This window comes from Duganella sp. LjRoot269, assembly GCF_964254095.1.
GTDB lineage: Bacteria > Pseudomonadota > Gammaproteobacteria > Burkholderiales > Burkholderiaceae_D > Rugamonas > Rugamonas hordei.
Genome location: NZ_CAXUSL020000001.1, coordinates 4,197,768 through 4,224,387, shown reverse-complemented (window position 1 = coordinate 4,224,387; position 26,620 = coordinate 4,197,768). Strand labels below are relative to the sequence as shown.

Annotated in this window: 25 protein-coding genes; 7 read left to right on the top strand and 18 right to left on the bottom strand. The window is 49.6% G+C overall.

Going from position 1 to position 26,620, the window contains the following annotated elements; genetic code table 11:
- Nucleotides 1-100: 100 nt before the first annotated feature.
- Nucleotides 101-1,057 (bottom strand): IS1595 family transposase, encoded by a 957-nt coding sequence (locus ACSQ3S_RS18935; protein WP_436143415.1) that lies wholly within the window; start codon nt 1,055-1,057, stop codon nt 101-103.
- Between the two features lie 532 nt (nt 1,058-1,589).
- On the bottom strand, nt 1,590-2,243 hold the full coding sequence (locus tag ACSQ3S_RS18930; RefSeq protein ID WP_436143414.1) for a hypothetical protein: 654 nt from the start codon (nt 2,241-2,243) through the stop codon (nt 1,590-1,592).
- A 336-nt stretch (nt 2,244-2,579) separates the two neighbouring features.
- Here ACSQ3S_RS18930 and ACSQ3S_RS18925 point away from each other — a divergent pair, with 336 nt between their 5' ends.
- The gene (locus tag ACSQ3S_RS18925; RefSeq protein WP_436143413.1) at nt 2,580-3,188 is read left to right on the top strand and encodes a hypothetical protein; all 609 of its coding nucleotides are present in this window, start codon (nt 2,580-2,582) and stop codon (nt 3,186-3,188) included.
- Nucleotides 3,189-3,483: 295 nt separating this feature from the next.
- Here ACSQ3S_RS18925 and ACSQ3S_RS18920 read toward each other — a convergent pair whose 3' ends face one another.
- Both ACSQ3S_RS18920 and ACSQ3S_RS18915 read right to left on the bottom strand, forming a co-directional pair.
- The gene (locus ACSQ3S_RS18920) at nt 3,484-4,275 is read right to left on the bottom strand and encodes a hypothetical protein (protein WP_436143412.1); all 792 of its coding nucleotides are present in this window, start codon (nt 4,273-4,275) and stop codon (nt 3,484-3,486) included.
- Nucleotides 4,276-4,557: 282 nt separating this feature from the next.
- Nucleotides 4,558-5,394 (bottom strand): DNA adenine methylase, encoded by an 837-nt coding sequence (locus ACSQ3S_RS18915; RefSeq protein ID WP_436143411.1) that lies wholly within the window; start codon nt 5,392-5,394, stop codon nt 4,558-4,560.
- Between the two features lie 155 nt (nt 5,395-5,549).
- Between ACSQ3S_RS18915 and ACSQ3S_RS18910 the strand changes: the two genes are divergently transcribed.
- Nucleotides 5,550-6,152: a hypothetical protein gene (locus tag ACSQ3S_RS18910; RefSeq protein ID WP_436143410.1), complete on the top strand. Its 603-nt coding sequence runs from the start codon at nt 5,550-5,552 to the stop codon at nt 6,150-6,152.
- Nucleotides 6,153-6,395: 243 nt separating this feature from the next.
- Here the strand turns inward: ACSQ3S_RS18910 and ACSQ3S_RS18905 are convergent, their stop codons facing one another.
- From ACSQ3S_RS18905 to ACSQ3S_RS18895, 3 genes are all read right to left on the bottom strand, one after another.
- Complete coding sequence (locus tag ACSQ3S_RS18905) at nt 6,396-7,130, bottom strand: hypothetical protein (RefSeq protein WP_436143409.1); 735 nt, start codon at nt 7,128-7,130, stop codon at nt 6,396-6,398.
- 181 nt (nt 7,131-7,311) lie between these two features.
- The gene (locus ACSQ3S_RS18900; protein ID WP_436143408.1) at nt 7,312-7,857 is read right to left on the bottom strand and encodes a DUF7673 family protein; all 546 of its coding nucleotides are present in this window, start codon (nt 7,855-7,857) and stop codon (nt 7,312-7,314) included.
- Nucleotides 7,858-8,037: 180 nt separating this feature from the next.
- Nucleotides 8,038-8,496 carry a DUF7673 family protein gene (locus ACSQ3S_RS18895; RefSeq protein WP_436143407.1) on the bottom strand — a complete coding sequence of 153 codons (459 nt, stop codon included), beginning with the start codon at nt 8,494-8,496 and terminating at the stop codon, nt 8,038-8,040.
- 790 nt (nt 8,497-9,286) lie between these two features.
- On the opposite strand from ACSQ3S_RS18895, the gene ACSQ3S_RS18890 reads away from it, so the two are divergent.
- The gene (locus tag ACSQ3S_RS18890; protein ID WP_436143406.1) at nt 9,287-9,772 is read left to right on the top strand and encodes a hypothetical protein; all 486 of its coding nucleotides are present in this window, start codon (nt 9,287-9,289) and stop codon (nt 9,770-9,772) included.
- 397 nt (nt 9,773-10,169) lie between these two features.
- Here ACSQ3S_RS18890 and ACSQ3S_RS18885 read toward each other — a convergent pair whose 3' ends face one another.
- Nucleotides 10,170-10,505 carry an SOS response-associated peptidase family protein gene (locus ACSQ3S_RS18885; protein ID WP_436143405.1) on the bottom strand — a complete coding sequence of 112 codons (336 nt, stop codon included), beginning with the start codon at nt 10,503-10,505 and terminating at the stop codon, nt 10,170-10,172.
- A 454-nt stretch (nt 10,506-10,959) separates the two neighbouring features.
- On the opposite strand from ACSQ3S_RS18885, the gene ACSQ3S_RS18880 reads away from it, so the two are divergent.
- The 3 genes from ACSQ3S_RS18880 (at nt 10,960) to ACSQ3S_RS18870 (ending at nt 13,288) form a co-directional block, all read left to right on the top strand.
- Complete coding sequence (locus tag ACSQ3S_RS18880; RefSeq protein WP_436143404.1) at nt 10,960-11,466, top strand: hypothetical protein; 507 nt, start codon at nt 10,960-10,962, stop codon at nt 11,464-11,466.
- Nucleotides 11,467-11,777: 311 nt separating this feature from the next.
- Nucleotides 11,778-12,647 (top strand): hypothetical protein, encoded by an 870-nt coding sequence (locus ACSQ3S_RS18875; RefSeq protein WP_436143403.1) that lies wholly within the window; start codon nt 11,778-11,780, stop codon nt 12,645-12,647.
- A gap of 20 nt (nt 12,648-12,667) precedes the next feature.
- Nucleotides 12,668-13,288, top strand: a complete 621-nt coding sequence (locus ACSQ3S_RS18870) for a hypothetical protein (RefSeq protein WP_436143402.1) — start codon at nt 12,668-12,670, stop codon at nt 13,286-13,288.
- Nucleotides 13,289-13,617: 329 nt separating this feature from the next.
- Here ACSQ3S_RS18870 and ACSQ3S_RS18865 read toward each other — a convergent pair whose 3' ends face one another.
- From ACSQ3S_RS18865 to ACSQ3S_RS18825, 9 genes are all read right to left on the bottom strand, one after another.
- Nucleotides 13,618-14,046, bottom strand: coding sequence for a hypothetical protein (locus ACSQ3S_RS18865; protein WP_436143401.1), 429 nt, complete (start codon nt 14,044-14,046; stop codon nt 13,618-13,620).
- A 151-nt stretch (nt 14,047-14,197) separates the two neighbouring features.
- A complete protein-coding gene (locus ACSQ3S_RS18860; protein WP_436143400.1) occupies nt 14,198-14,821 on the bottom strand; it encodes a hypothetical protein in 624 nt (207 codons plus the stop codon).
- Nucleotides 14,818-15,387, bottom strand: a complete 570-nt coding sequence (locus ACSQ3S_RS18855; protein WP_436143399.1) for a plasmid fertility inhibition factor family protein — start codon at nt 15,385-15,387, stop codon at nt 14,818-14,820. The genes ACSQ3S_RS18860 and ACSQ3S_RS18855 overlap by 4 nt, the downstream gene beginning before the upstream one ends.
- A 102-nt stretch (nt 15,388-15,489) precedes the next feature.
- The gene (locus tag ACSQ3S_RS18850) at nt 15,490-16,734 is read right to left on the bottom strand and encodes a restriction endonuclease (RefSeq protein WP_436143398.1); all 1,245 of its coding nucleotides are present in this window, start codon (nt 16,732-16,734) and stop codon (nt 15,490-15,492) included.
- Between the two features lie 138 nt (nt 16,735-16,872).
- The gene (locus tag ACSQ3S_RS18845; protein ID WP_436143397.1) at nt 16,873-18,018 is read right to left on the bottom strand and encodes a DUF2971 domain-containing protein; all 1,146 of its coding nucleotides are present in this window, start codon (nt 18,016-18,018) and stop codon (nt 16,873-16,875) included.
- A gap of 110 nt (nt 18,019-18,128) precedes the next feature.
- Nucleotides 18,129-20,480, bottom strand: coding sequence for an AAA family ATPase (locus ACSQ3S_RS18840; RefSeq protein ID WP_436143396.1), 2,352 nt, complete (start codon nt 20,478-20,480; stop codon nt 18,129-18,131).
- Entirely contained in the window at nt 20,437-21,120 is a 684-nt protein-coding gene (locus tag ACSQ3S_RS18835) for an ABC-three component system middle component 1 (RefSeq protein WP_436143395.1), read from the bottom strand. Before ACSQ3S_RS18835 ends, ACSQ3S_RS18840 begins: the two co-directional genes overlap by 44 nt.
- Nucleotides 21,113-22,333, bottom strand: coding sequence for an ABC-three component system protein (locus ACSQ3S_RS18830; RefSeq protein ID WP_436143394.1), 1,221 nt, complete (start codon nt 22,331-22,333; stop codon nt 21,113-21,115). Before ACSQ3S_RS18830 ends, ACSQ3S_RS18835 begins: the two co-directional genes overlap by 8 nt.
- Nucleotides 22,334-22,446: 113 nt before the next feature.
- Entirely contained in the window at nt 22,447-23,592 is a 1,146-nt protein-coding gene (locus tag ACSQ3S_RS18825) for a putative phage abortive infection protein (RefSeq protein ID WP_436143393.1), read from the bottom strand.
- 109 nt (nt 23,593-23,701) lie between these two features.
- On the opposite strand from ACSQ3S_RS18825, the gene ACSQ3S_RS18820 reads away from it, so the two are divergent.
- Complete coding sequence (locus tag ACSQ3S_RS18820; RefSeq protein WP_436143392.1) at nt 23,702-25,981, top strand: restriction endonuclease; 2,280 nt, start codon at nt 23,702-23,704, stop codon at nt 25,979-25,981.
- 27 nt (nt 25,982-26,008) lie between these two features.
- Here ACSQ3S_RS18820 and ACSQ3S_RS18815 read toward each other — a convergent pair whose 3' ends face one another.
- A complete protein-coding gene (locus ACSQ3S_RS18815) occupies nt 26,009-26,602 on the bottom strand; it encodes a DUF4238 domain-containing protein (protein WP_436145050.1) in 594 nt (197 codons plus the stop codon).
- Nucleotides 26,603-26,620: the final 18 nt, after the last annotated feature.

Below are 26,620 nucleotides of genomic sequence, written 5' to 3'. Positions count from 1 at the left end.
TCGGTCTTATGCATTAGAATCGATAAGCAATAGGGCGGACCGACCACGGGTATCTTGACATACTGGATGACCATATTTGTTTGCAGTTGCACACGCCTGATTATGTCTTTTCCTCAGACTTTCCCATTATCTTGCGCCTTGGACACGGCCTGGTATGCGTAACAGCAACGGCCATACGCGGCAGCATTGCGGCCATATCGGAGCGTCGATTAAATCGGTACTGCACCTCGGCCAGGTAGCGCCGCGCGTATTTGGCGAATTTAAAGGCGTGATGGGTACCGGAGAGTGCTGTTTTCAGATTTCCCAGCACCACGTTGAGCCACTTGAACGGCTCGATTTCAGTGCCGGCCTTGCCCCGTGGCGCCAGCACAACCTTGTGTGTATATCCCAGCCGTTCAAGCACCTCGAAACCGAGCAAACCATCCGAAACGACGCAACTCCCTGGCGCAATGGCGCGTTTGGCCCAAGGCGTGAGTGCCGCAAACGAGAAGCCGCCCACCGGATCGAAGCGTACCCGTTGCGGGCGGCCATCGTGCAGTTCGACAGCGGCGACAAACGCCACCTTGTTCGACGAGCCGCGTCCCGGACCGCCGCCGGTGCGTTCGCCGCCAAGATAGGCGTCATCGACCCGTACGTCGCCCTGCAAAGGTTTGTTCGCCTCGCGCTGAACCATCACCTCCATGAGCTTATGCTTGAGCAGCCAGGCGGCCTTCCACGACACGCCCAAGTGCCGCATCAGTGCCAACGCGGCGATATTTGTCTTCGATTGCGTCATCAGGTAAATCGCCAGAAACCAGGTCGTCAGCGGCAAATGGCCATGTTCCATCACCGTGCCGGCACGCAAGCTGGTTTGATAGCGACAGGCTTTACATTGCCAATAGCGCGTGGCGCCGCGCTTGAACTCATAAGCCAACTGATGGGCACAGCGCGGGCATTCGAACCCGTTGCGCCAACGCGCCTGCACCAGCGCCTCCTCGCATTGCTCCTCCGTCCCGTATTCCTTCATGAACTGCGCCAGCGACATTCCTTTTTGAAACTGAATTCCATTGATAGCCATGATCTTCTCCCCTCGGATATGCTTGACTATCTTTGGACAGCGCGCTATCACGCAAGTTCTGAGGATCGAACATAATCAGGTGCACACGAGTTATTGGTTAATTCAGAAGATCGAGCTATGTGCTCGGGTTTTTTTAATTTCGGTGTGAATCGTTACTGATTCAGCGAAGGATGAGTGCAACAGAGACGGTGTGCCGTTTTCTGTTCAAGCGATTTGAAGGTGTATGGCGTTTGGATAGTTCGCTGACAACTCCCCGTTGAGGAAGCACCTCCTACATGGCGGGGTTGAAGGCGGGGTTGATGAATTTAGCGATCGCTGACGAGCGCGCCGCGTGCCTCCTTATTTGCTTGGAAGCCGCGTTCGAACATCCATACTGTCACCTCGTGCTCTCGCCAACGCCGTGGGAAATTCGGGCCTAGGTGCGCAACAGGCGGAAGTTCCCAAGGTGCGCGCTTCAGGCGACGACGAATCGAGCTCGCAGAGATGTCTAAAACCTCCGCGAGTTCTTGAATATCCAAATATCTGGCCCGGGTCATTGTTTGCTGCAGACGGGAAGTTGAGTAAACATGCTTCCGTCGTCGTCCTGCCACGGTGTCGCAATCCAAGGAGTTGGAGAACCTGCTTTAATTACTTTGGCTTCGGCCGCGATTCGTTCTGCCTCGGAGTAATCGAAATAGCTCTGGCTACACATTCCTGCCGCTTGCGCCTCGAATAAGTCATCTTCGTCAAACCAGAAGCCGCCCATAGCAACGGCATCTCCGCAGCAGAATGCGACGCGAGCAAATGATATTTCGTTGCTGTCAGAAGCTTCCGTCTGCGTCAGCAGATTGGGGAGAATACTGGCGTGTACTGCGACTGAGTGGAGGCGGCCGTCACCGTCCTTTACGCTCCAGACCGCGAATGAGTCTGTGTCCTGGAGGTCAAGCGAGTCGATGTTGATAATTTCAGGCTGTGTCGTCACCACCTGAGCGAGATGCGGTTGCAGGTAAAGCGGAATGTTCGCAATTAGAACGGGTCCATCGCCATGAAATTGGTTGATGCCTACTTCATCTGCGCTGAGCAGAATCGCCGCGTGATTCCAATTGATGCCGTTTCGAGTACAGGCTTCGTACAGCGTGTGCTGATGGTCTCCCAGGCCAGGCAGATATCGTAGGGCTGCTTGGCGGTCCACGATACTGGATTTCACGCTTGGCTTCACTGGCCGTGCCCTGTAAGCCGGGATGCCAACTTGCGGTTGTGAGACGATTTTTCCTGTGCTATCCATTCGGAGTGGGGCTGGTGGTCGCATATCTATTTTCCTGTTCTGTTGATGTCGGTTGACACTGAGAATAGCCATCACTTTTAAACGCGCGCAGCGAGTCGCGTTTTCCTAATGAAAATATAGGATTTCGCGTCGGTCCTGCTGCAATAGGGCTTCCCCAAGAGGCGCCTGTAAAAAAATACTTCAGTTTTCCTGCGAAAAATCTAAAGCCAAGCTGATGAGGTGACTACACATAGTTTGAGGATAACTTTTGAGGAAACTATGATTGATAGCATTACGACATTTGATTTGGCTGACGTGTTGTTAGACGAACCGCAGCTGCAACCGATTCTGAATACGCTGGCCGAAAACGTTAGCGCGTTTCACATTGCAGACGGCACGTTGCTGCGGTCTTTATTGGAAGAGGAACACCAACAACTGCCAATGATTATCCTTCGGTCGCAGCGAATACCAGACGGCTGGCCGCTGACAGTTGACGAGTGCGATGCATTTCTGGACGTTTTTCAGTCGGACTTCATGGACTCGATGTCTTACCTGGTGTGGACAGGTGATGGGTTTTCTGTTGGCGTGCCGGCGGAACCGATTGCTGAAATTTTGGCCACGTATCCACGCTGTGACCAGATGCTCGTAGCTTGGGTAACCGAAACTGAGCTGGTACTAGATTATGTCGAGATGGATGACGAACTTTACGAGCGCATGGATGCGGCAGAAAACAGCTGGCGCCTCGGCCGGTTTATTCCTGATAAACAGTATGCGGCTAGCAAAATGGCGCAGTTCCCGCCACTGATTTCGGACAGGGAGATGTGCATCATCAGTGAACGAGGCGAGCCGTTGTACCTCATGGATGGTCCAGGATTTGGACCACGCTGATTGATGAAAATGGCTCCTAAATAGGAGCCGTTTTTTTGGACGCCCTCGCTGCTGATTTCATCGCGAAGGTCACGATTTCTCATACCTCGACGGGCAGACCGCGAATCGCACTTACAAGGGATCTTCGAAGAATTCGCACAAACCCCCACGTATCATGCGGCAGTTCGTTTCGGCCATCGAATGGTTATCGAACGAGTCCGTATGAGGACGAACTTAAAGTACCGCAGGCAAGGCGTCTCAGCGTAAACAAGCAGCCGACCAGATGCGGCCGCTGTTTTACGGCTGAGGCGTGGTTTTAGTAGGGGAACTTCAACCCTAGTTGCGTGCGATTCTCGTAGTTCTTTCTTACTTTGCCGTTCCAGCGATTGAAAATTTCGGTGGAATTAATTCGGGACGTGTAGATATTCGGGGTCCATTTCTCGAGCAGCGCCGATTCCAACGCCGTATCAACATCGGCATCGGCGAGCTCACCCTCCCAACCGAACGACGACGCACCGGGCAGGACAGGACCGTCGCTCGCCATTGCAATTGCATTCAGCAAATTTATCGGAAGTGGATGTCTACAAACCGCGACAGAGCCATCACAAATGTAGACGATGTCCATTGCGCCGACTTCCCTTGCTTCTTCCCAAGCGTCCACGTGTAGCTCATCGAGACCGATATTTATACGGTTCCTACGCGTGCGTAGGAGCACCGTTTTTCGGCCAGTTTGGTATCCGGTAGATGGCGCAGTGAATTGACCATCTAGGATGTCTGCGAATACGTCGGGTCGGTTGGCTGGAATGCTGATTAATAGCATTGGTATGTCCAAAAAGAAGGCTATTCGTGCCCAACGGCCGTCAGGCGGACACTCTTCGTAACCTTGTTCGAGCCGGGCATTTGCATCTGCAATGTGGGCTCGCTTAACGTGTCCGGCTGGTTCGTTGACGTGTTTGTGGAGTTCATTTAAGTCGCCGGGATGTAGTACTCCCATGACCATGTCTGTCGCGCCGTTCAACACATGCAATCGCTGTTCGACATCGAGCAGCTCAGGCGCGATTTTCTTGATATCGTCAGGCGAAAATCTGGCCATTAAGATTGGTTTCATATTGTTCCTTAAGTTGGTGAATAGACGCCTTTGCTTATGAAGGCGGTGACAGCGCCAATTGAGCTGTGCATTCGATGTGTAGAAATCATTGCGTCGTTGTTTTAGATTTCCTAAGTTTTTTTTGAGGCCTTGGCCGTACGATTTGCGCCATGCGCAAGTTGTCGGCGCCAACGCGGTTGTCATAGAAAGTATCGGCCGGCGCTGCTCCGTACCCATCAAGCAGCTCTAATTAGCAGCGCTGCAATCTGGTCGGGGCTCAGTTTGGCGGCCGCCGTCTTCCTCTCACTTGGGCGGGCGCGGCCGAAGGACTGCTATGAGTTCACCGGCTGGTTTCCGGCGAGCGGCATTTGCTGCAATGCTTCTGCGCACATCAACACTGTGCAGTTCCATGCCTGCATAGAGGTCTCGGACCCACTTTGTATCGTGATTTGACAGGATGACTGTCGCCCCTCGCGCGCATGCATCTCTGGCCAGTGTCGCTAGGTCTATCTGGTCATTTGTCGTGAAGCCCGTCGACGTATAGCTTACGAAGCTACTTACTCCTAACGTCGCGTCGGCGTACGGGGGATCGCAGTACACGACATCACCCGTCGCAGCCATGGCCATTGGTACTCGGAAGTCACCGTGCAAAATCGTGGCTGACTTCAATCTCTCCGCCATCGCTAGAAGCTGCGGTTCAGGGAATGCGGGCGGCGTCTTAGGATGTCCGTAGGGGACGTTGTATTCGCCGTTGCGGTTCACCCGGAATAGGCCATTGAAATTGAACTTGTTAAGGTAGAGGAGGAGCATCGCGCGCTCGCGCAGGTCCGTGGAGCTATTGAATTTGCGTCTTACGTCTAAGTAAGCGTGCTGCGAGTGCATCGAATCGGCGAAGAGGGCGCATGCACCGTTAATGTAGTCGCCAGGCGCATCTCGCAGCATCTCGTACATTGAGACCAAATCCCGATTGAGGTCGTTGATGACGATGTCACGCTGGCCGGAATTAAGAAAAACGGAGCCTGCGCCAACGAACGGTTCTATCAGCCTGCCGGTGCGTGGAATGTGTGGAATAAGAGCTGGAAGCAGACGCTGTTTGCCGCCAGCCCATCGTAGAGGTGGGGTTGTCTTTGGATTTTTCATCCAAAGTAAAGCACCTCTTTTTAGCCGTCGTCGCGGTGGTGTATTTTTAAACTAAACCTGATGCAGTATGGGTCTATTAGAAAGGATAGCAAAAAATATCTAAACCAAAAGAGGCCTCGTGCCTATACTGTGTTCAACGACTTTTTGAGGACACTATGATTACTAGCACCACCGAGTTCGACCTGCACGCAGCATCACAAAGTGAGCCCCGCCTTGGTGCGGCGCGGGATGGGCTGCGCCAATATCCCAGCGCTTTTCTGATGACGCAGGGCGCTTATCTGCCATCGCTCATTCCGAAGGAATATCATCATCTTCCGATGATTGTGATTTCGTCTCGACGTATCACTGACCACTGGCTGCGCACTATCAGCGGAGCCGAACTGACGCTTGACGGATGCTGTGCTGGTTTTCACTCGAGGCCGTATTTAGCTTGGCCAGGCAAGGGCGGCACGGTCGCAATTAGCACATATGACGTTGACGATGCGATCGGCGAGTCCAGTGGTGTCAGGCAGGTGCTGGTGCTCTGGCTCGCAGAAACGCAGGCCCTGCTTGGCTGGGTGGACACCGATAAGCAGTTTCAGGACCTTCTCTACGTCGCGTCGCGGAGCAGGTACCTGTCGAGGTTTGTGCCTGATTCTGATTACGTGAACGCGAAGAAGGCGCTTTTTCCTGTTTTGCTGTCGGCAGATGAAGAGGTGCTCATCGGCAGCGAGGGAGAACCGGTATACGTCGCACGCAAAGTCGAGTTCGCTGGGTAAGCTGAAGGCAGCGCAGGCGCCGCAGCACCGTTTCTGAAGCTTGGGCAGATGGAATTGGAGGAACGGTGTAAAAGGTTTAAATAATTATGCCGGCCGCTAGCAGCGGCCGGATTTCTTACCCAGGAGTGGAATGCTCCTTGAACGAAGCGCTGCTCGAGAAGACCTCATTGGAGACCACGAGTAACCGGCACGGTGGCCGGAAGTCTAGCAATCGCAGTTTCCTGCTTTCCGTTGGTGTTGCAATTACTTTCCCTGGACGTGGACGTCTTCTAGCATCATCGCGCGTACCTCTTTGCGTCCTGCGCTATCTGGGAGCCGCAAATTCAAACGTTGGAATCCGGCGCGCTGCACATCTGCGTTTGAGAAAAGCTCCAGTGCTGCGATGATATGTTCCGCTGGCCCCGGTGAGTCGATGTACAGCCAAGGGCAATCGTTCTTAATTACATCTATTGCCCGGATAAAGCGTTGACGTTTATGTTCTTGGCCTTTGTCACTCTGCCAGTACGTCGGGTGCTCATCATCGTAGGGGCCGTGATAACCTGGCACATCGAGCGTTTTCCTTAAATCATCTGCGTTTTTATACCCGTAGATGCGGGCTAAGGTTTCTTGCGAGGCACTGAGCTTCGCGCAGGTAATGCGGGAGAGACGTTTCGCGCTCTCCTTAAACACACCATATATCGGCCGGAATTGCTTCAGGGGATCTGTACAACTCTCAGCGAGAGTATTGGGCGCGAGGGCCATCTCGGATGCGGGTAGTTCATCTCGCGGCATTCTTTGAGGAATGCTCAGGACGGAGCGAACTACATCATGCCCAGAGTGTCGCTTGTGCTCGATGTTATGCGTCGAGCGCGGATCAGCCGGGCTAGACGGCGAGGTCGGCAGTGGTACGACGTATCTGGTGCGCCGCGCTTTTGCTGACGCTATATCCGCAGGTTTTTGCGTGCGATTTTCTGGCAGTTTGATGGTTGGTCGTGACATGTAGCTCCTGTTAATGCTGACAGTGTTGGTTAAAGATTGAGCGAGTTAGGGCGCATGGTGATGGCATTCGCCGAACTTGGTCGGATGGATTCCGTAATCGAACCGGTCAATCGAGATTGTTTTTGCAGTTCCGTTAGTGACTGATTGAGCAGCGCCTAATCGCTCACCGATCAATGAGTACTCAGCCTGATACCCACTGATTTCTCTGGTCTCGTACTTTGCGGATAAGTGCTTCCATATCTTCCGTAGTCATATAGCTCATTCCGGTCAGGCGGTGAAGTTCGGCACGCATTTGCCGCATGTTCATTGATGCGATTCGAGCGGTCGCCTCGTTGAACGCGCCTGAATTTTCATGGAGATATGACAAGAGGTCCGCCAGTGCCCGCTGCCTGCGCCATGAATTCGCTCTTGCGCGCTGATTGCGTTTCCGTCGCCGTATAGAAATTTCTTCCTGATATATGCGGCTAACGCGCTGAATTTGCGGTCCGAAACCTAGATCGCTCAGGCGAAAAAAGCCGCAGTCGAATAGGGCGTTAGTGACTACCTGAATGTCCTTGATGACCAGTGCATCTAGCCGCGCTAACGACGCAAGATTGAAGCCGCCGTATTCCTTGTGATTTGCCCATGCGAGCAAAAAAGACGCAATGTGTTCGGCCCCCTCGGTACGGCTTGCAACAGTAAGAAACAAGCGGTTGAGTGCAGCGAATATTTCGTTAGGTACTTTCATGTTTATCCGTTGATTGGAACCGTGGAGGAGTACACCAGTCGCCCTAGTTGGATGACAGAGTCGAGGATGGGTTCAGAACTTACTCTACGTGGCTCAGGTGGTGGGCCTTTTAACAGGTAGGCCGGTAAAGCCACCCGAGATTCGGGTAGCTTTTGCGTCCGCCGGATGTCCGAGCGTTCGTTACCCTTTACTGGCCTCGGGAAGGTAAAAGCGCAAGGAGTCGACAGAGTAGTGGCACATAAATTTCTCCACATCCTTTAGACCAGGGGGCAGGGACTCTGCTTGCCACAGTGAGTTCACGCGCGCGTCCCCGTCGGGTTCTGCGGCGGCGGATTGAAAAACGGGGCGCTCGAAGAGTTCCGGTCGATATTGGCGCACGAGTGCAACGAACCGGTCCTCGAACCCTATGTCGATAGGGTATTTGAAACCGCTGGCGAAGAGGTACTCTGTCAGAGTCCACATGTCGCGCGAAATTTCCGTATCAAGGCTCCGGATATTCGCAAGATCAAATCCGCCGTGGACTGGCTCATTCCCCCAGCACATCAGGAACTTGGCAATTTTGCGGGCTTGACCTGTATCCCACATGGCTTTTGTGAACAACCGATCGATTGCATCAATCACACGTTGAGACGGTTGCATTGCCCCTCCTTTGAAAATATACGGTGCTCCCGCACGTCTCCCTCGTTCGATAGGTCGAGATGCACGGCGCCAGCATCCACATCAAAACCATTTTGAGTAGTCGCTTGATATCATCCTAACTGTGACAAGGAGGACTTTGTTGTACCGCCGACGAATAAATCAGAAAGGAAAACGGTCGCCCGCGTCGTCCGTCGCCGCAAATTGAAGCCTCTTAAAAAATCCAATTCATGAAAATTTCATCGTAGCGAATGGCCGAAAAATCTTCTGCCTAGAGGCTGAAATGAGAACCGCTGCATGTACGATTTTCGATAAAGAACACGGCTAGGCACGCTACTTTTTCGGAATAATTTTGCGTCTTGGTCGGTAGGTGTTCACTGTGGTTTTTTTGAAACAGGATCAATCCAGGTGGACCCTTATGGCATTGGATAGAATGGTGGGAGCGAAAGAACGGAGCGCGAATTTAAATGGGATCACCCATTGAACTAGGTGTGTTATGACTGAAGCGATGCTGCCTGCAATCGTAATGCGACTAAGGTTCGTCGGCGTAATTGCGGGACTTCTCGGCGTCATGGCGGTCTGTGTGCTGAGGTACGTTTGACCTGCCAGCGCGAGATAGGGCAGATTTTCGGCGCATCAGGGACTCGAATGCGCTATCTCGATTACCCCCACTTGCGCCGCTGGGAATCTATCTTCGTAAAAAAAAGGGGGGCGAGTGAAGAAACGGATAGCTTGTATTGGATGGGGATCTCTCGTGTGGGATCCAAGGAGTCTGCCTGTCCTTGGCGAATGGATGGCGGACGGCCCGATGCTGCCGATTGAATTTGCGCGTGAGTCAGCTGACGGCCGCATCACGCTCGTGCTTTGTAATGGCGTGAAAGCGGTCCAATCATACTGGTGCTTGCTGTCAGTCGAGGATGTAAGTGCAGGCATCCTGGCGCTGGCCTACCGCGAAGGAATCACGTCGCGCATGGCGAAGGACATCGGCCGCTGGAATTCGGTGGACGATAAGTCTCACGGGATGTGTGCAGCGGAGATTACCAAGTGGGCGAAGTTGCAGGGTTTGGACGGTGTGGCCTGGACCAACCTTCCATGCGGCTTGCGTAACAGTCGCGGCGTGATGCCAACAGAGGAGGGCGTGCTCGCGCACCTGACTCAGTTGAGCGGCGAACAATTGGAAAGCGCTAAGCATTACGTGGAGATGGCGCCGGCGCAAATTAACACTGGATATCGAAGGGCGATTGTGTCGAGTCTGAAAATCGAAGCATCGATCCGATGACGCGTTTGCTCGGCAAGCGTTATGCCGTTGCACAACAAAAAAACCGCCAGCAAGGCAGGTTGAATCCAATTAAATCCGTTGAGCAAAGCACGTCCCAGAAGAGGAGTACAGTCGAGATTCGGCTTCAGGGAAAGCTTGGGCTGAGTTATAGGCGCATCGCGCGGGAATAATCGCGTCTAACATCGCCGCCCGCTGGCCGGACAATTTGGCTCTTGTTGAAATGGCGATGACTCTCGTCTTCGTTCACAATAAGTTCAATTGTAGCGAGAGAGTCTCCGCAGTCTCCGTGTTAAGTGGTTGCGCCAGTTCGTCTCCTTCTTTCACTGTACTTCTGACCTCAAACCAGGCAAAGGTGTCCGGACCAAGGGCCATCGTCCGTGCCAGTTCCGCAGCTTGCTCACCTGAGATTTCGGGGTCGAGCCACGTCGCTGCATCTGCTGCAGTAAACACGATTGGCGCCCTGGAATGGATTGACCATACTTCCCTGGGCCTCGGCGGTGATAGTCACGAAGCCGCTCTCATACGGTTTTTCGGTCTCCTTCCACAGTGAGATTCCCGCCATATAGAGGAGTTCACAGTCAGCGCGATGAATGTGCCAACGGAGCTTTTTCTTAGGATTGTCCGGATCCTGAACCCATTCGTACCAACCGTTTGCCGGCACAATCACACGTCGACTGCGCACTAGTGATCCCCAGTAGCGGCCAAGGAGTTTAGCGATCTGCGCGTTTGGCACTGGCCGGCTTGCACCTGGCGGCGCGTCGGGGCCAAGATAGCCTCAAAAACGGTCTTCCAAAACTAGGTTTGGTCCGTCCATGTAGAGAATAGGCAGCTGCGCTCCGGGCGCCGCGTTAAACAGCCTGCGCCCGCTATCGCGGCGCAGAATCACATCTGCCCAACTGAAGTCGGCTAGCAACCTCTCCACGTCACTTTGGTCAAGTCTTCCGCACATACAAACATGGTAACCCGAAATTTACTCTGATATTATAACTGTGTTTATGTACAGTGTCGGGGCGAGAATGCGTGCGTGGGTGTCGAGGCGCCGGGCGGATGGTAGCCTTCTTGATGAAGCAGTTCCCTTGGGGGAAGGAGCACGGCCGTGTCAGCTGACGGTCGTAAACGTCACCGACTATGGTAGCCGTCGGCCTGTGAAGCTCGCCAGAATCCATCCGATAGGTGAGCAGCGTATCTTGGCCGAAATCGCCAGGCCTAAGCTCGTTTGGTTGAAAGAGCGCGGGCTAATTCTCTCCGGAATAGAGGTTCTCAAGGAGGACAAGCGGGAGGTGTATCAAACTTGGGTGTGCGACCTAATGCCGCCAGATTTTGTCAAAGGGTTTCGGGTTGCGGATACTTATCAGAATGGAGTCGCCCGTCCACGAAGCGCACTGCGTGACATGGTCAGCAGTAACGGCAACTTGATTGTATCGAGCCAGTTTGAGCGGGCGCTGAACCGCCACACAATGACAGCAGAATTGGCTGCGTATGGCGCACCGACAGGGACCCCTAAACGGTTGATTGATTGCGATATCGAGTTTATGAGTGAAGAGCGGTTTGAGTTGTCCGGCCTCCATGTGAGTCCACCGGATGAAAAACGCCCTGAGCAGATCCTACGAGATGCTTGGCTTTGCGAGTTTCATATTGAAGCTCCTGAATTGACTCGCGCGGGGTATCGAGCGCTTAAGCCGACTACTCATTGAGGACTGCGAGAAACGACCTGCCACAGGATATTGATGGGGCACAACATACCTGCGTTAAGATATGAACGAAGGCGAACTATGCGTGACGGTGAACGAGATTGGAGCCAGTGATGGAAGATGAGCCACGAAAGAATGCCGTGCTGACGGCGATAGTCGAGCATGGAATACGCCTGGAGGGCGAGCAGGGGGCCGCTATAGCGTGGGCCTACCTGCAGGCATACAAACTCCCCAGAGAAGCCATCCTGCGCATCCTGGCGTTTCCTGAGGCCCGTCGCCGCAGACCTCGCAAAATAGGCTTTTAGGGCCAAGGTATGATAAGTCGACAGTTTATCGAAGAGTTGGACGAGCAGCTCATTCGGGATGATGTCCCGCTACACGCGCGCCCTTTTAACGTGGCGCTTGCGTGGATTCAGCAGCAGAACGTTTCTTGGAACGTGCTTGATCCTAAAATCTGGAATCCGCTAAATGCAATCTATCGCGAGCTATACCTGTCGGGTGATTTTAGTGTGCCCAGTTTGCTTGCTGGGGCAGTTCAACTGCCCGACACAACATATCTAGCGACCGCTGAGCTTGGATACGGCCAGTTCATGGTGGACCCCGTGAAATCGATAGATATCTCAGCCAGCGAATTACAGTTGATATGGCAACGTCATCCTGACCAAGTTTGGAGCGCTATTTACTCCGTCGCAGACATATGGGACCTGGCATACAGTATTGGCGACCTCTCTGGGAAAAATCTGATTGCCGATGATCTCTGGGCAAACTCGTGCTCTGCTATCACCAGTACTGCACACGCGCTAAAAAGTGGAGCCGGAGGGAGCTCGGCAATTCAGTCCGCGTGCTTGTCCGCTGAACTTGCGATGAAAGGAGTGCTTGCATATTTAGGGCAATCCGAATCCCAGCTCAGAAGATACGGTCATAATATCGAAGCCTTATCCAAGGCGGTAGTCGAGAGGGTGCCGCGCGCCAATGATCACTTTTTCCTCGCTGCGTGTGTAGGCTTCCCCAACTATGTTGAGAGCCGATACGCGAGTCACCAGCGTACAAAGATTCAGCTCGGTAAGCTTGGCATGCGCGCTCAGTATGTGGCTGCGGAGGCAATCCGCCGACTTTCTAAACGAGATTTTGCAGCAACGATCGAGGGCGGAAATGACTCAATACCGCGTCTTAACTTTGACTGAATGCCATGGAAAGAAGATAAATGACTGCATTGATTTTTAACGTACAGCCGGAACAGGTCATTGTGGTGATGGATACTCTGTCGACGGATCTGCAGGGAACTCCGAATGGCTACACATCCAAAGCTTTTCCGATTCCGCATTTAGGAGGTCTGATGTGCGTAACGGGCCTTTCAAATTTCGCTTCTGACTGGCTTGTTAAGCTACTGCGTTTTGTTGCGAAAGACATGGCCCATCTTGATGAGTTTGTTGAGCCAGTTTTGCGACAATTGTGGGGCGCTTATGCGGATGCCGAAGGCATCACTTCAACGGTCTATCACTTTGGGTATTCGCTAGAGGAGAAGCGTTACGTAGCATTTGCTTATCGTTCAGAAAATGATTTCGTGTCGGAGCGATTGGGCGATGGGTTGAGAACAAAGCCGGGATGTGAATTTATGATCGAATCGTTGCAAGACTTCGCTCGTGCAGTACGCCGGCAGCGGCAGGAACAAGAGGGGTTCCCCCTCGAAAAACGCGTCTTTATCGGCGGAGAAATCCAGATGACGATACTGGAAAATCGGCAAGTCACCATCGCTACTGTAGATCGGTTTGAGGATTACGACGAGATGTATGAAACAATCTGCGAGCAATTTCCTCTGAACTGATGATTGGCAGTGGCCGATAACAACCATGAAACAGAGATATTTCGTCCATAAGTGCCGTCGTTGTGGCGTTGAGAAGCTAGTGTTGGCGACCAAGACTGCTGTTGTTCCTTCTTGCTGTCCCGGTGCCGGTCGCATGGCCTACGTTGGCGTGCGAGAGTTGGTAGCGCAGGACTTCAACTCTATGTCCGCTGTGTCCGATAGTCACCCGGTAGCGGCGCCGAGTTGATCTGGTCGGTGCTAGGAAGTTTCTGCATCAAGTAAATGCAGGGACGTGGTGGTATGTAGATGTCGCCGGCACCACAAGGCTAGAGTCAAACGTCGTAGTTGGACTATTTGACTTTTAGACCCCGCAGCACCGCCGCGTTGTGAGCAGCATCGATGGCGGCTACCAGAGTTTCACAATCCGGCTCAACAAGGCCGCCAGTGTCGGGTGAGAAAAACAAGCAGCCGAGCTTTTGCGCCAGCTTGCAAAGGAGAGCTGGGAACTGAATGCCATCGTTGCGCGCGTCGAAACGAACGACCACCGCCGCAGTGCTCGGTGTCTCAAACACTACGTCGACACGGCTACCATTCTCCGGGCCGAACACGAACCACTCATCAACCATTTGCCAGGGTGGACCGAGATAGTCGAGGAGTAGTTCTCTCGCTTGCAGCAGCTTGTCACCGGCTAAGAGCGGAGGTATCCATCCGTCGTTGGCCGTATCCGGCAAATCGTCTGCGGTTTGAATCAGGTGTAAATCAACCTGCCAAATGGCCATTGTGGGGCTAACGCCTTATCGAGAAATGTCTGAACGGTATAGTTGATCTCCGACTATTTTTCACCAAACCAATTGGCATGTCAAACATTAGGGAGTGCGTGTTTGGGGAAGTGATTACCTCCCCCCAACAGCAATTGATTCGTTGCCTGGCTTACCGACAAGACGGCTCAAGAATCAAACGGTCTCGCAAAGTCTGGTTCAGAAAGCGAACCAGCTTTTCTGCCTTCGCTATTCTGGCCCCCTCACGCAGCGCCACGTAACTCATCGGCAGTAGCGTCGCGCAACCAAGTGCAACTGCGGCGATAGGATCGACGTCACCGAAGGCGCCGGTTCTTGGAACGAACAGCGGCATGAAGGTCGATATGAAGCAGGTCAAGTAACCCAAGGAGTAGAAGAGCTGCCACGAAAGCCGGACTCTCTTCTTTTTGTAGCTAGGTTTGAACAAGATTTCGACGCTCGTATCTGTGCCGATGCAGTCTAATACAGGCTTTCCGGCTGCGTAGTCTCGGAGTGCCTGACCAGTTGGGTCTGCTTCGATTAAGTACTTCACCTCACGGGCGGTCATGTTGCGATCGCCAGCAATCATTTGATACCCCAGCTCGCGAAGGGATGGCTGCAGTTCCGAATCCTTGAGGTCGTCAAAAAATCGCTTTCTCGATGCGTACTCATCAGCAATGCTCTTCCGCCGCCCTTGATCGGCATTCCAAAAAGCGACTCCCAGTGTGACGGCCGAGGCGGCTACTGGCGCTACTTTCAAAAGAAGTTCAAAGTTCATGCTGCCAGCCTTTCGGGGATGAGTTGCTCAATGGTGAGAAACTGACTGCCTATAGTGCCAGCCAGCTGATGGAGGAGCGGTGCGCTTTGTATTGAGCATTCAACAGGAAATGATTTTGCGCCAGCTGTCAGTAGCCAGATGGTTCGTGTAATTCCATTGGTGAAATGCAGGCTCAGCTCCTCTTGCTCCCGTGTGCCGACGTAGCGCTTGAAGAAGAGCAGCCAACGCTCGAAGACTGGATACGTCTCAATCGTTCTCCGGCAGTCCACTGTAGCGAGTGGAACTGGATTCAGCTCACCGCGCTGAAACCCATCTTCGGCGTCAGAGAATTTATAGTCAGAGGGCCAGGTACTTGGATCGCCAACCGCGATATCAAGATGGCTGCTGTTTGGTTGTCGCCACAAGTTGAGAAAGCGTTCCGAGTCTACAATGACTACCGCTCGCATATCGTTGCGGTAATTCGTCCGCGTCGCGCACATGAAGACCTGATCACGATGCGCGGTCGGGATTTTGAAGACCGCTCCGTGCGAATAATGAACCTTTTGGATTCCCTGCAATAGCTGCATTTTGCACTCCCATATGGCAACACATGTTGCACAATGGAACTTATCACAGCTACTAAAAATTTGTTCGAAAAAGATAATTTTTATGCAGTAGCAGCGTAGTGCCTAAACTCTCGCCGCCATTTTTGCTTTTTGCTCTCGAATTATCCGATGGGCATCGATCAGCGCGGTTCCGTACCAGTCCTGATATTTGCTTTTCGTCGAATTTTTGTAGTCGATGTCTCGGAGTGCATCCCACCAAGGCGAACCGGAACGTGGCTTCCCTAAAATCGAACCAGGGAAGTATTCGCCATCGAGGAGCTTGTCGAACTCAGCGGGCTCCAACGTTTGACCGATGCAATGGAATCTTGGATTTGCCCCCCAAAGCTCTTCGATTAAATTAAATAGGCTGAGTAGTTGTGCGCGACCCTCACCGCCGACATGGGCGCTGACATGGCAGAAGGTGTTTAGGTGGAGGTACCTCCAATCGCCGTACTGCAGAACAATGAGACATTCTCCATGATCAGAACTACTTCGTACGAAAAATATCCGCTCCGGGTTGGTGGAGCGAATCAGTTCTATGGCTTCGTACGCCTCCGGAAAGAAGGGATCGGAATGGTAAAAGGGCTGGCCCTTGCCGTGCAATAGCCACTCCAGGTTGATACAGAAAAGGTCGGCCATTTGCTTCAGCACTGCGATCGGTGGTTCGTCAGCACCGCTAAAATAGTCCTCAAGGTGGGATATTTTTTCTAGCCCAAGCTGTTCTGCGATCTCAGAAATGGTGAGCTCCTCTGAACCTGAATCGTCATTCAGCATAGACAGAAGCCGACGCAGTCTCGCGGAGCGTTGGTTGCTGGATGCGTAGCCCTTAGATTCGGGCGAAGCCTGGGCAACGAGACGGTCGTCAATAAAGAAATCAGGAAAGTAATGCTGGGCGATATCTTTGTGCTCGGCGAGAAGGGCGGATAAGTCGTCCCATCCCATAATCGTTACTGGGAATTTTCGTTCGGCCACGCGCTTCTGAGTCAGTGCTAGGACCTGGCCCTGCAGATTCGCATCCCGACGTGCGGTGGTTGCAACTATCAGATGATGAAGCGGAGTCGGCATCTGATCGGCCTTAACCACTTCGTCGAGCACTTCCGCGTAGGTGAGCCTACGGGTTGGGCCGGCTCGGACTTTGCACTGAACTGCGTGCAACTCGGTTCCTCCCCCGGGTCTACCCACGATGTCGATGCCGCTTTGCTTCTGACCCGGGACACCATAGAGCTGCGCGGTGTCGTCGTTCCAGTAACGTCTGAACAGCGCTAAGCACACGTATTCAAAGTCGTGCGATTGGGTTGGCGCTGGAATCGGTAGTTGATGAATAGTCATGGGATAGTTCGAGATTTAAGAGCAGGGATGTCGCCAGAAGCTTATCGTTGATCTAGCCCTTTGCCAAGGTTGCCGTTGTAGAGTTAATGTTGGTGCGCCTATGTTTTCGGAAGCTTTGCTTATTTTCGAAGTGAACAGTTATATATGCGAGTCATTGTTCTGTACGATTCCTAATTCTACGAGTAAGTTCGTCAAGCCTGTCGAGTCGATAATTTGGTGCAATCCTTCAGGAGGTTCAGAACCGTTTGGCAAAATAGGACAACACTGTTTTTTTGCGCTACTAATGACAACGCGCCCATCTCGTGTTAGCTGAGTATCAAACAGAAAGAATGGTTGGCGTCCGCTGCGGCGCCGATTGTCCAGGAGAGTTAAGTCTATCTTCTTCTTATATCGTTCGTCGCATCGAGGACCAAAAATCACACCAACAATATCATTAGTTTTATGATGCAAAATCCTGTCGCGCTGACTAGCTCTTTTTTCTTTAGTCATTGATTCTATGGCTGGATCGGACCTCTCTACTGAAAATAGTCGATGTTCAGACTCATACTGCCAAAAAGCGTTTTTCTGTAAAAACGCCTCTTGTACCTTCGCTTTGCCAAAAACAGCACACTCTAAAATTGGAATAAGTTTTTCATCATTAATGTAATTTAACTTTAAGAATTCAAAAGACGTCGCCGACGTGTCAAATAGGTTGTGGCGAAGCAGGATCGAGCTAGATTCTTGGCTCTGATATATCACGGCGCATCCTTTGAAACCATCTGCATAGTGCGCCCACATCATCGGATTCAGCGCCGAGTCAGAGAAAGAAACGCTATAAAACAAGTGATCAACTGCTCGAGCCAAGAGTGCTGATAACCAAAGAATACAGTACTCTGCTTTGTCTTTGGTTGGCATTTCGGCCATGAATTTTTGACTTTCTGGTCCGGCAAAGTCTGGTTTAACGTGGCTCGAAAATATGTCTAACAGGGATTCTTTATTTTTCTCAATTTCTTGGTGCAACGAGCCTGAAATTGAGTCAAATCTTAGATTTTTAAATAGATTATTTAATTCTGATGCTAGAGAGTGGCTAAAAATATCTAGAAAATAGGCAAGGTTCCAGCTAGACGGTTCAGGTTTTATAGATAATAAAGCCGCCCATAGCTCCTCGCTGTCCTCGAAATAAAAAGATGCCCTCAGATCATGTGGGTCGTTGAGTTCATTAGTTGCCGAGAAATAAAGTTCATTATATCTAATGGATTTTTCGAAATATATATTTGGTCTGTAGTATTTGAAAAAATACATCATTTTCCTAAATTGTCTTTGTAGTTCCGGGGGCGGCGGCTTTGGTTGCTTGCTGAGTTAGTGACTTGAGCGACTTCTAAATATCGCCCAAGTCAAGATAAAGGCAAAAATTGCTATTTGGACATTGGAGGCGAATTTGGTGCGGCGGTGTGTGATTGCATGTGGAATAGCTTCGGATTCAATCCAGCTCGGTCGAATCTATAACGCATGTAGCTAGCAATATCGTCTTCATGCGAAGAAATAATTAATTGCCGGTCCTTTAGCTCACATCGTAACAGGTCAGTGAGTGATGCAATGTTAATGTCATCCAGAGACTGCGCCGGATCGTCAATCAGAACAAAAGAGCTTTCGGAATACACTCGATTGAGCGAAAGGAAGAATGCCAAACTAAGTGCAGATAGTTGGCCTGTGCTCATTGATAAAGTCGCGTCGTGCTCTGATTGCTCTGCAGTTGAAAATTGAAGCTGCTTCCCGTCGCCGTCCAGAATAAACAGTCCCAAACCTCGTTGATAATTCTGTATTAAACGTCCGCTATAAATATGGAAAATTAATTCGATGTTGGAAATTGTTTTTGCCGCGTACTCTCGTTCAGCTTCGACAAGTGTGTTTCTCAAACGGTTTACGCGTTCTTTGGCATTTTCAGCAGCTTTGAATTTTTGAGTTCTTTCTAAAAGGTCTTTCTGATACGACTGAAGCGTAGAATTTTGTTTTTGCCTGTGTTTCGACGTGATATAGAGGCGTTTGCGCTGAACACTATCTTCTTCTATAGCGTAAAAATCATCATATTTCACAAAAAGCGAAACTAAAAAGTCATTCCATCCCGCCGCTGGCTCTTCACCCTCTGGCTTTTTCGTTGCTCGGATTTTTGACACCACATCTTCTTTTCTGGAAAGCAATTGAGCTGGATCTGTTGTAAATTCATTACTATAGTTGATGCTCGCTTTGGAAAGAGCATCATCGAGCGCTCGAATCTGCTCGAATCGGCTCACGTTTTTATGCAGTTCTAAATATAGATTAGGCGCAAATATGCTGGTTGTAGATTGAACCTCGGACGCAATGGTTATCTTTATGGGATCCAATTCTTGAGATATCTCTAAGTGAATATCTTGAATTTGTATCGCCAGTGCTCCTAATTCCTCATTCAACCTATCGGTGGTTTGCTTGACGGCGTCGGCAAGATTGCTGATGGTTTCCCAATCCGTTCCACAGAGAGCGCAATGAGTGTCGTCTTCTCCCATTACGTGTCGGTGGCTCTCAACCAAAGATGTTCGCAGACCGTTGAGCTTAACTATCTCTGCGGATCGACCGTTCATTTGTTTTGTCAATGAATCACGATCAATAACTTTACTTCCCAGTCGCTCACTTAGACTTACGCCTGCGGCTTGAATACTTTCAAGGTCCTCTGCTGAGATTGTCGTTGGCGATTTCTCAAGCGCTGACTGGGCTGTCCGGAGCAGTGTCAACCTCTGACTATAGGTATTTAAATTTTCATATCGGTCCAAATGCTGACCTATTGACATCGTAACCAACAGCAGTGAATCGTTTTGCGCAATATAATTTTCAATTCTTATGTTTTCTAAGCGTATCTGAATTTCCGCTTTCGTCGATACAAGGAGAGACAGTGTACTTAGCGTATTTAAATCGGCTGCGAACTGCTCTTCATTTAATTCGGAGTAAGGGTCCAGCGAATTCCAACTTGGAACAGGCTCTCTGGTGGGAATTTTTTCATAAGTATTGGTTTCGCCTGGCGAAAGGTCAATTTTTGACAAGTCTTCTACTTTTTGTTGTAGTTGTGTCAGTTCCGAGCGCTCGGCAGTGGAGCAAAAATTACCTATGTTTCGTTCAATATCTTTGCAAAATTCTATTTTGTCTTGGACGTCTTTTGTTTTCAGCAAAAGCTCAAGAGACTCTTTTCTTTCAGTAGCCTTTTTTGCAAAAATAAACTTACTTTGCCCCTGCTGTAGATAATTGAGCATTGAATAGTTTGAGCAAAAATTTTCGCCAAAATATTCATCAAAATAGCTCGATTTTAACGCTTGACCGAATTCCTCGCTATCAAATGATGGCATCTGATGGAGGCTAAATATTTCGAAATTATCTGGCTTGTTATTGTCTGATTTCTCGAGATCGGACTTCTTTGCTCGACGAATGAAAAATACTTGGTCACCTGACTTGGTATCTGTTAACTCTACGCGAATTTCAATATCTTTGTCGCCGGTACGAGTGTTCCAATACAGGTTGTCTTTATATTTTTTCTTTTGTTTGCTAGCCACCACCGTGTATAAATCGGAGACACGTGTTATTTTCCCGGTCAAGAGGAGTTCGATTGCATCGAACACGGATGTCTTACCATATCCGTTTGGTCCGTCTAACGTCAGCAGCGAGCTGGTCTCGAAGTCGAAGGCAAGGGACGGAAAGGCTTTAAATGCCTGAATCTTTAGCTTTGATATTTTCCAGTTCTTCATTTATTAATTCCTGTGCAATTTTTTCTGAATCCCCGAGGGCAAAAGAGGACACTATTTTATTGTAGTCTGAAGTTAAATTTTTCTCTGCCAATCTTGCTGAAACTGTGTTTTCTAAAGTTTCCAAATCCTTCTTTGAGCGAGGTACATCTAAAAAAGGAAGTTTTATAAACGCTCGAGCTACGATGCTATAAAAATTCGGGTCCAATGGATTTTTTTTATAATTTTTGAATGAGTCTTTATCGATTATGATTGCCTGGAAATCTTTAAACCCTTTTTCTGTAATGGCCAGTTCTTCGGCTTCATCGTAATAGAGGAAATATTTTTTAAAGTAGTTTGGATCTTCTTCTATTGCCAGAGCTGTATCTTCCACTTTTTTGAAATCAGCTATTTTTTTTAGTTTATGTATCAAAACCAGATCGCAATTTTTGTGAAATGAAGGCTCTTGCTTTAATAAATCTGGGAGAAGTTGTATAGTCTCGTCATTTATTTTTATTGGACTTGAGACTTCTTCAATTTCCCTTAGTATCAAATATCGTTCTGCGCGTCCGTCTTTTCTACTAAAGAATATGGAGCAATCGCATTCTTCTACCAGTGAGAATGCGTGAAAATGGGCAGCCTCTGTAAGTATCTTTTTAAGCATTTAATTCTTTCTTGGCGGCATCTATGGAAATTATTGAAACTTGAAATTCTTTAATGATGTTCGCGGCTTGCTGGTCGGCTGACAACGTTGGCGTAACCTTATACTTTTCAGGAGGTAGCTCAATATTGGTATGGGTGTCGCTGGTTATTAGGACGTTGTATTCAAATAAAATGCTCGCCAAGTTAGGGTCATCTCTAATCTGTTTTATTAATTGATCTTGATATTTCGGCGCATATTTGTCAGTCATTTTTATAGCGGTTGGCAAAAATCGCCTTGCTAGCTTAACGTAATGCGGAATGCCTTTTAGTGAAATTTTCTGAGTTATTTCCGTTACGATATCGGTATAATGTCTTATATCCTCTTCTCGTACTGGTTCTTTTTTGTTTCCAGGACGAAGTGAATTTAAGACTGAAACAAGATCTTTCGCATCTAGTTTGCCGATGAAATGATATATTCTTTCAAAATCTTTAATTTGATCTGTTGAGAAATTGTCTGAATTGTCTGCGACGTAGGTTTCAAATATATTTGTGAAGTGAATTTTTAATTTAATTAGCTGATATTGAATGTCATCCGATTCGTTGAAATCTGTTTTGATGATTTTTTCTAACTCATTGCTAGAAATAGTTAATTTGTATGCCGCTTCGTTTTCGCTGGAGCCTGAATGAACTGCCGCATGAATTTCTATCACTTTGGATGTGATAAATTCAGATAGGTGACAATGTTTTTTGTCCACAAGTACGTCTGTGCAGGGGAGCGAATTGCTTTCAAGATAAAGTTTAATTTTCTCTTTCGTGATGTCTTCAATTTCTGAAAGTGGACAATAAGATTTCGTTTTGTAGAGATAAAATTTTACGACTTTCCCTGCTGAATTTGTGTAATCGCTGCTGTCGTCAATTTCATTGGCAACATGGAAATATCGAGATGTGCTTGAAACACAGTCAGTATCGACATTGCTTGATTTTTCTAGAGCAGTTTTAAAAGTAGAGCGATATTTTGATAACTTAGCTTTCACTTGGTGGACGGATATGGCAGTTCCTTGATTGTAAATTGCGAAGTCATCGGTACTATCCAATTGCAAATTAAAGCTCGTTAAAGTGTTGCCTTGAAATTTTTTGTCGCAAAGTAGGGAAACTGAATGGTATAGCGCAACCTTGCCTTGGTAGGTAAAGCCACCCCACGAGGTTATGGCACTATCTGGGATTGTCACAGTCACTTGGGCTCCACGTCGTTTGGAAATATGGTTGCGAAATTGAGCATCAACGGTGGTAACTAAAATGTCATTGATGGAAATAATTATTATTGTCGAGCTAACTTCGGTGATATACGTCAGGCATCGAACTCAGTATCATGCGAATAGCCAGATTTGAAATCGGCCTCGGCATCTGCCTGCTCGCGCACACTATTCAAACTGTCGAAGTATGTGGCACTCAACTTTGGTAATTCGAGTTGCTCATCGTCGCGTTCGATATCCTCGACACGAAACTGAAATGCGCAGGGCGAATAACCCGTAAGAAGTGCGGCTTTGTATGCCATTTTGTGTCGTCGATGCATATGCTCGAGCAAGCCATATCGCTCGATATGTGGAACGAAGGAGTGGCCTTGGTATGTTAATGCGTACAATGCGAGAAGCAGCAAGGAGCCTTCACTCATCTGGCCTTTGGCAATTTGCGCGTATATATGCTGCTCGGTTATAGACAGCCCCGAGTTGGCGATGTGTTCATAGATTTGCAGCAATGTGCGATAGTAGGGGCCAAATGCTGAGGGGTGTCGGTCATATACTCTCACGTAGAACTCTTGCATCAGTTTGCGCAAGGTGTCAGTGTCCGAAGCCCCTTGCTGCTCTGGATTGACAACTTCATAGAGACTGGCGGCGAAGCTATCAAGAGCCCGAGTTCCCAACCTGGTTGGACGAGTCGCGTCATTGTTCTTGCTCCCTTGTCGCCGTTCTATCTTGTCCGCCGCCGACGAGCTAAAACCCAGCAGCTGAAAGAACAATGACTCGAACTCTTGTTTGTGTCTGTAGGCGCGCTCCCGTTCAGCCTCCTCGCGCGCTCCTTTCAGAGACTGATGCTGCATAAAGCCAGCCCAGAAGACAAATGCTCCTGCCAGAGCAGTGAGCAATGCATTTAAGCTGCCGAAGGCGTCTCCGGTTTGGCCATACTCCGCAAGAAGTTGAGTACGGTCGGGCAGGGCATCTTCCTTACTCGCGCTTGGATTGGTCTGTGGTGTTAGCGACTTACCTGTTGCAGTCTTGGTCGAAGTGATTAGCCGCTGATGAAAGAATGGAACGCCGTAGCTACTCCACCCAATCCAAAGAACCAGGGCGCAAGCGATAGCGATGGATAAAACTCCCCAATGTGCCGAAGGGAGACGATCCCGAACAGATTGTTTAGACAACAATTTACCCTCTAGAAGTTTGATTTCGGACAATTTAGCCGACTCTGTGTGGTGGTCGGCTTGATTTTGGCGCATGCTCTTGGTAACCAGTCATTGTTGATAACAAAGTTAGTACCGTTTGTCAAATTTTTTTGCACTACAGAAACTTTCTTTTTGGAAGTGTCAACTTGAGCGATGGAGCAGAATGTCTAATCCCACTTTCGACTTGCATAAGCTGGGCTGGAAAGCGTTTGAAGATTTGATCGCGTGCGTTCTGAAGGAAGTACTCGGTCAGACATACCAGGTTTTTTCGTGCGGTCCAGATGGCGGCCGTGATGGCGCGTTTTTTGGCACCTGGCTATCCGATACGGCACCCGAGCCAATGTCGGGAAGCTTCACTATCCAATGCAAACATACCAGTAAGCCTGGATCGGGGTTGACGAAGGCGGTTATCAAGGATGAAATCGCTAAGGTTCGCCGGCTCTGTGAGCATGGCCTGGCTGATAATTATTTGCTCTTTACCAATCACGACATTGGCGGGCCATCTACAGAGACATTAGAGGCAGAGTTCCGTCGTGCAGGTGCTAAGAACACTAAGATATTTGGGGCTAAATGGATTGATGCGGCGATCGCTAGCCATCCGACACTTCGAAGGCTTGTACCTCGTTTGTACGGCTTGGGAGACCTCACGCAGATCATTACTCATCAAGCCTACCGACAAGCCAAACAAGTGCTCGATTCAATAGCCCCAGACCTGGCCTGCTTTGTGCCGACCGATGCCTATCGAAAGTGCGCACATGCATTAAAAGAACATGGATTTGTCATGCTGATCGGAGAGCCGGCTTGCGGGAAAACCATGATTGCGAATTTATTGGCGCTGTCGGCTGCGGACGAGTGGGGTCTCCAGACACTAATATTAAATGGTCCGGAAGATTTTGACCGGAAGTGGAATCCTGATGACCCGGGGCAGTTCTTCTGGGTGGATGACGCTTTTGGGTCCAATCATTGTGACTTTAATAGGGTCAATGAATGGAACCAGCGGCTTCCGCAGCTCAAGGCCGCGATTCATCAAAATGCTCGGGTGATCTTCACATCGCGCACATATATTTTTAAAGCAGCTCAGAGTCGCTTCAATTCACACAAATTCGATCTTCTCACCGATAATCGAGTAACGATTGAAGTTGAAAAGCTTTCAGAATCAGAACGGGCATTGATTCTATACAATCATCTTAAGCTTGGAACCCAGAACGTGGCCTTTCGACAGGCAGTCAAAAGTTTCTTACCTGCAGCGTCCGCTACACCTAAGTTTTTACCTGAGATTGCGCGTAGATTTTCCAACCCGAAGTTTACTAAAGGGATGGTGCGAAATGAAGCAGGAATACTTGATTTCTTTTCGAACCCAACGACAGTGATGGTAGACATTGTCGCAGGCCTTGGAAACGCGGAGCGAGCCGCACTGGCACTTGTGTTTACGAATGGGGGCAGCCTTTCAGTGCCACTGGCAGCTGACGACGAAGACATATCAAATATAATTGCCGCGATGCAATCTAATATTGGTGATGTAAAGGCGGCGCTAGTTTCCTTGGACGACTCTTTGCTGCGTAAGGCAATAGTAGATGGCGTCATGTGTTGGCAATTTCGGCATCCGACAATTCGCGATGCATTTGCGACCAACGTCTCGAACAATCCTGAGTTAATCGATATTTACCTGTCCGGTGTTAAGGAAGAGAAGCTAATTCAAGAAATTAGTTGCGGTGACTTGGGAATTGAAGGCGTTAAGTTAGTTGTCCCGGAATCGCTATATGGGCGTGTATTGGAGATCTTGCACCCCCTCAAAGAGAAGTACTTGTCGAGTCCTGTGCTGGCTTTTTTAGGTTCACGATGTGATCCTTATTTCCTAAGCCTATGGTTTTCCGGTAATGATGAAAAAGAAAACCTCTTTGAACAAATCTATGGAACGAGTCAGCATACCCCTGTTCTCAGCATATTTGGGAAATTGAATATCGCAGGCTTCCTGTCGAACGAAATGAGACTGAGGATAGCCAAGCGCCTTAGGAATCTTGCTGATCTTGACTACTCCGATTGTTTTATTGATGAAGATTTTGTTGGAGTGTTACTTACTAGCGAAGAGAATGAGGCTAGCTTGGTAAACCAAAAGGATGTCCTCTATTCAAGCGTAGATGACTCGTTGGATGAGGTTGAAAAGGCTTGGCAGGTGCATGACGACGTTGACGATGCCTTTTATGACATTCGAAGGCTGATTGAACGAATTCAAGAGCTGAATGAAGAGCGTTATGGTCAAGAAAGCTATCAGGAAGGAGAGTCGGAGCGCGCCCAGAAAATCCTGGATAAGATCGATACTAGGATAAAGCTTATGAAAAAGAGGCAGGCAGAAGCGCCCGCCTATGAGGAGCTAGCAACGGAAGACACGCCTCTTAGCATTCTTTCGGGTGGACGAAGCATTTTCGACGATGTCGACGAGTAAAGCATTGATGCTTGCCATGGAAATGTCTTAGCGTAGCCTCGTTAAAGGCCACTCGCCCTTTGTGGCAAAAGGAAGAATCCAAGGCTCGTTCCGCTCAGAGTAGACCCAGCGCATGCTGTTAGATGCCGTGCGGCGGTTAATCTCTTTAACCGCAGGGGAGGTCGCTTGCATGAAGGTGCCGTTGGCTTTCGGCGTCCGGGTTGCCCATAACGTAATTTTGCTAGAGATTGGGAATGTCAACTCGGATTCTGGACTTCCGATGCCTTCAAACTCAAAAAAGAAAACTGGGTTGTCTGAGGTCAGAAACTGAAGAGTGTCGTGGTAGAGAAATACCCAGTTCATGGAGAGTAAGGCGTTGATTGGCAGGTGATCGCTTTCGGAGTCGATGCTCTCACACCAAAGCGACGTAGATGGATTTTCTATGTGGGTCTCAATGGCTGTTGCAACCCGTGTCTTCAAGTGAGCCACCTTCTCTTCGAGATGGGGCATGGCCTCTAAGGCCGAGTCGAGCTCAGAACCTATCTGAACACCGAGTTCCTGCGCTACCGCTGGAATTTTAGCCAACGCACGCTCCCGTGCTTTCGGAACTCGCTTCCACAAAATGAGGACGTATTTCGCCAGTGCGCGTGATTGTGTCCC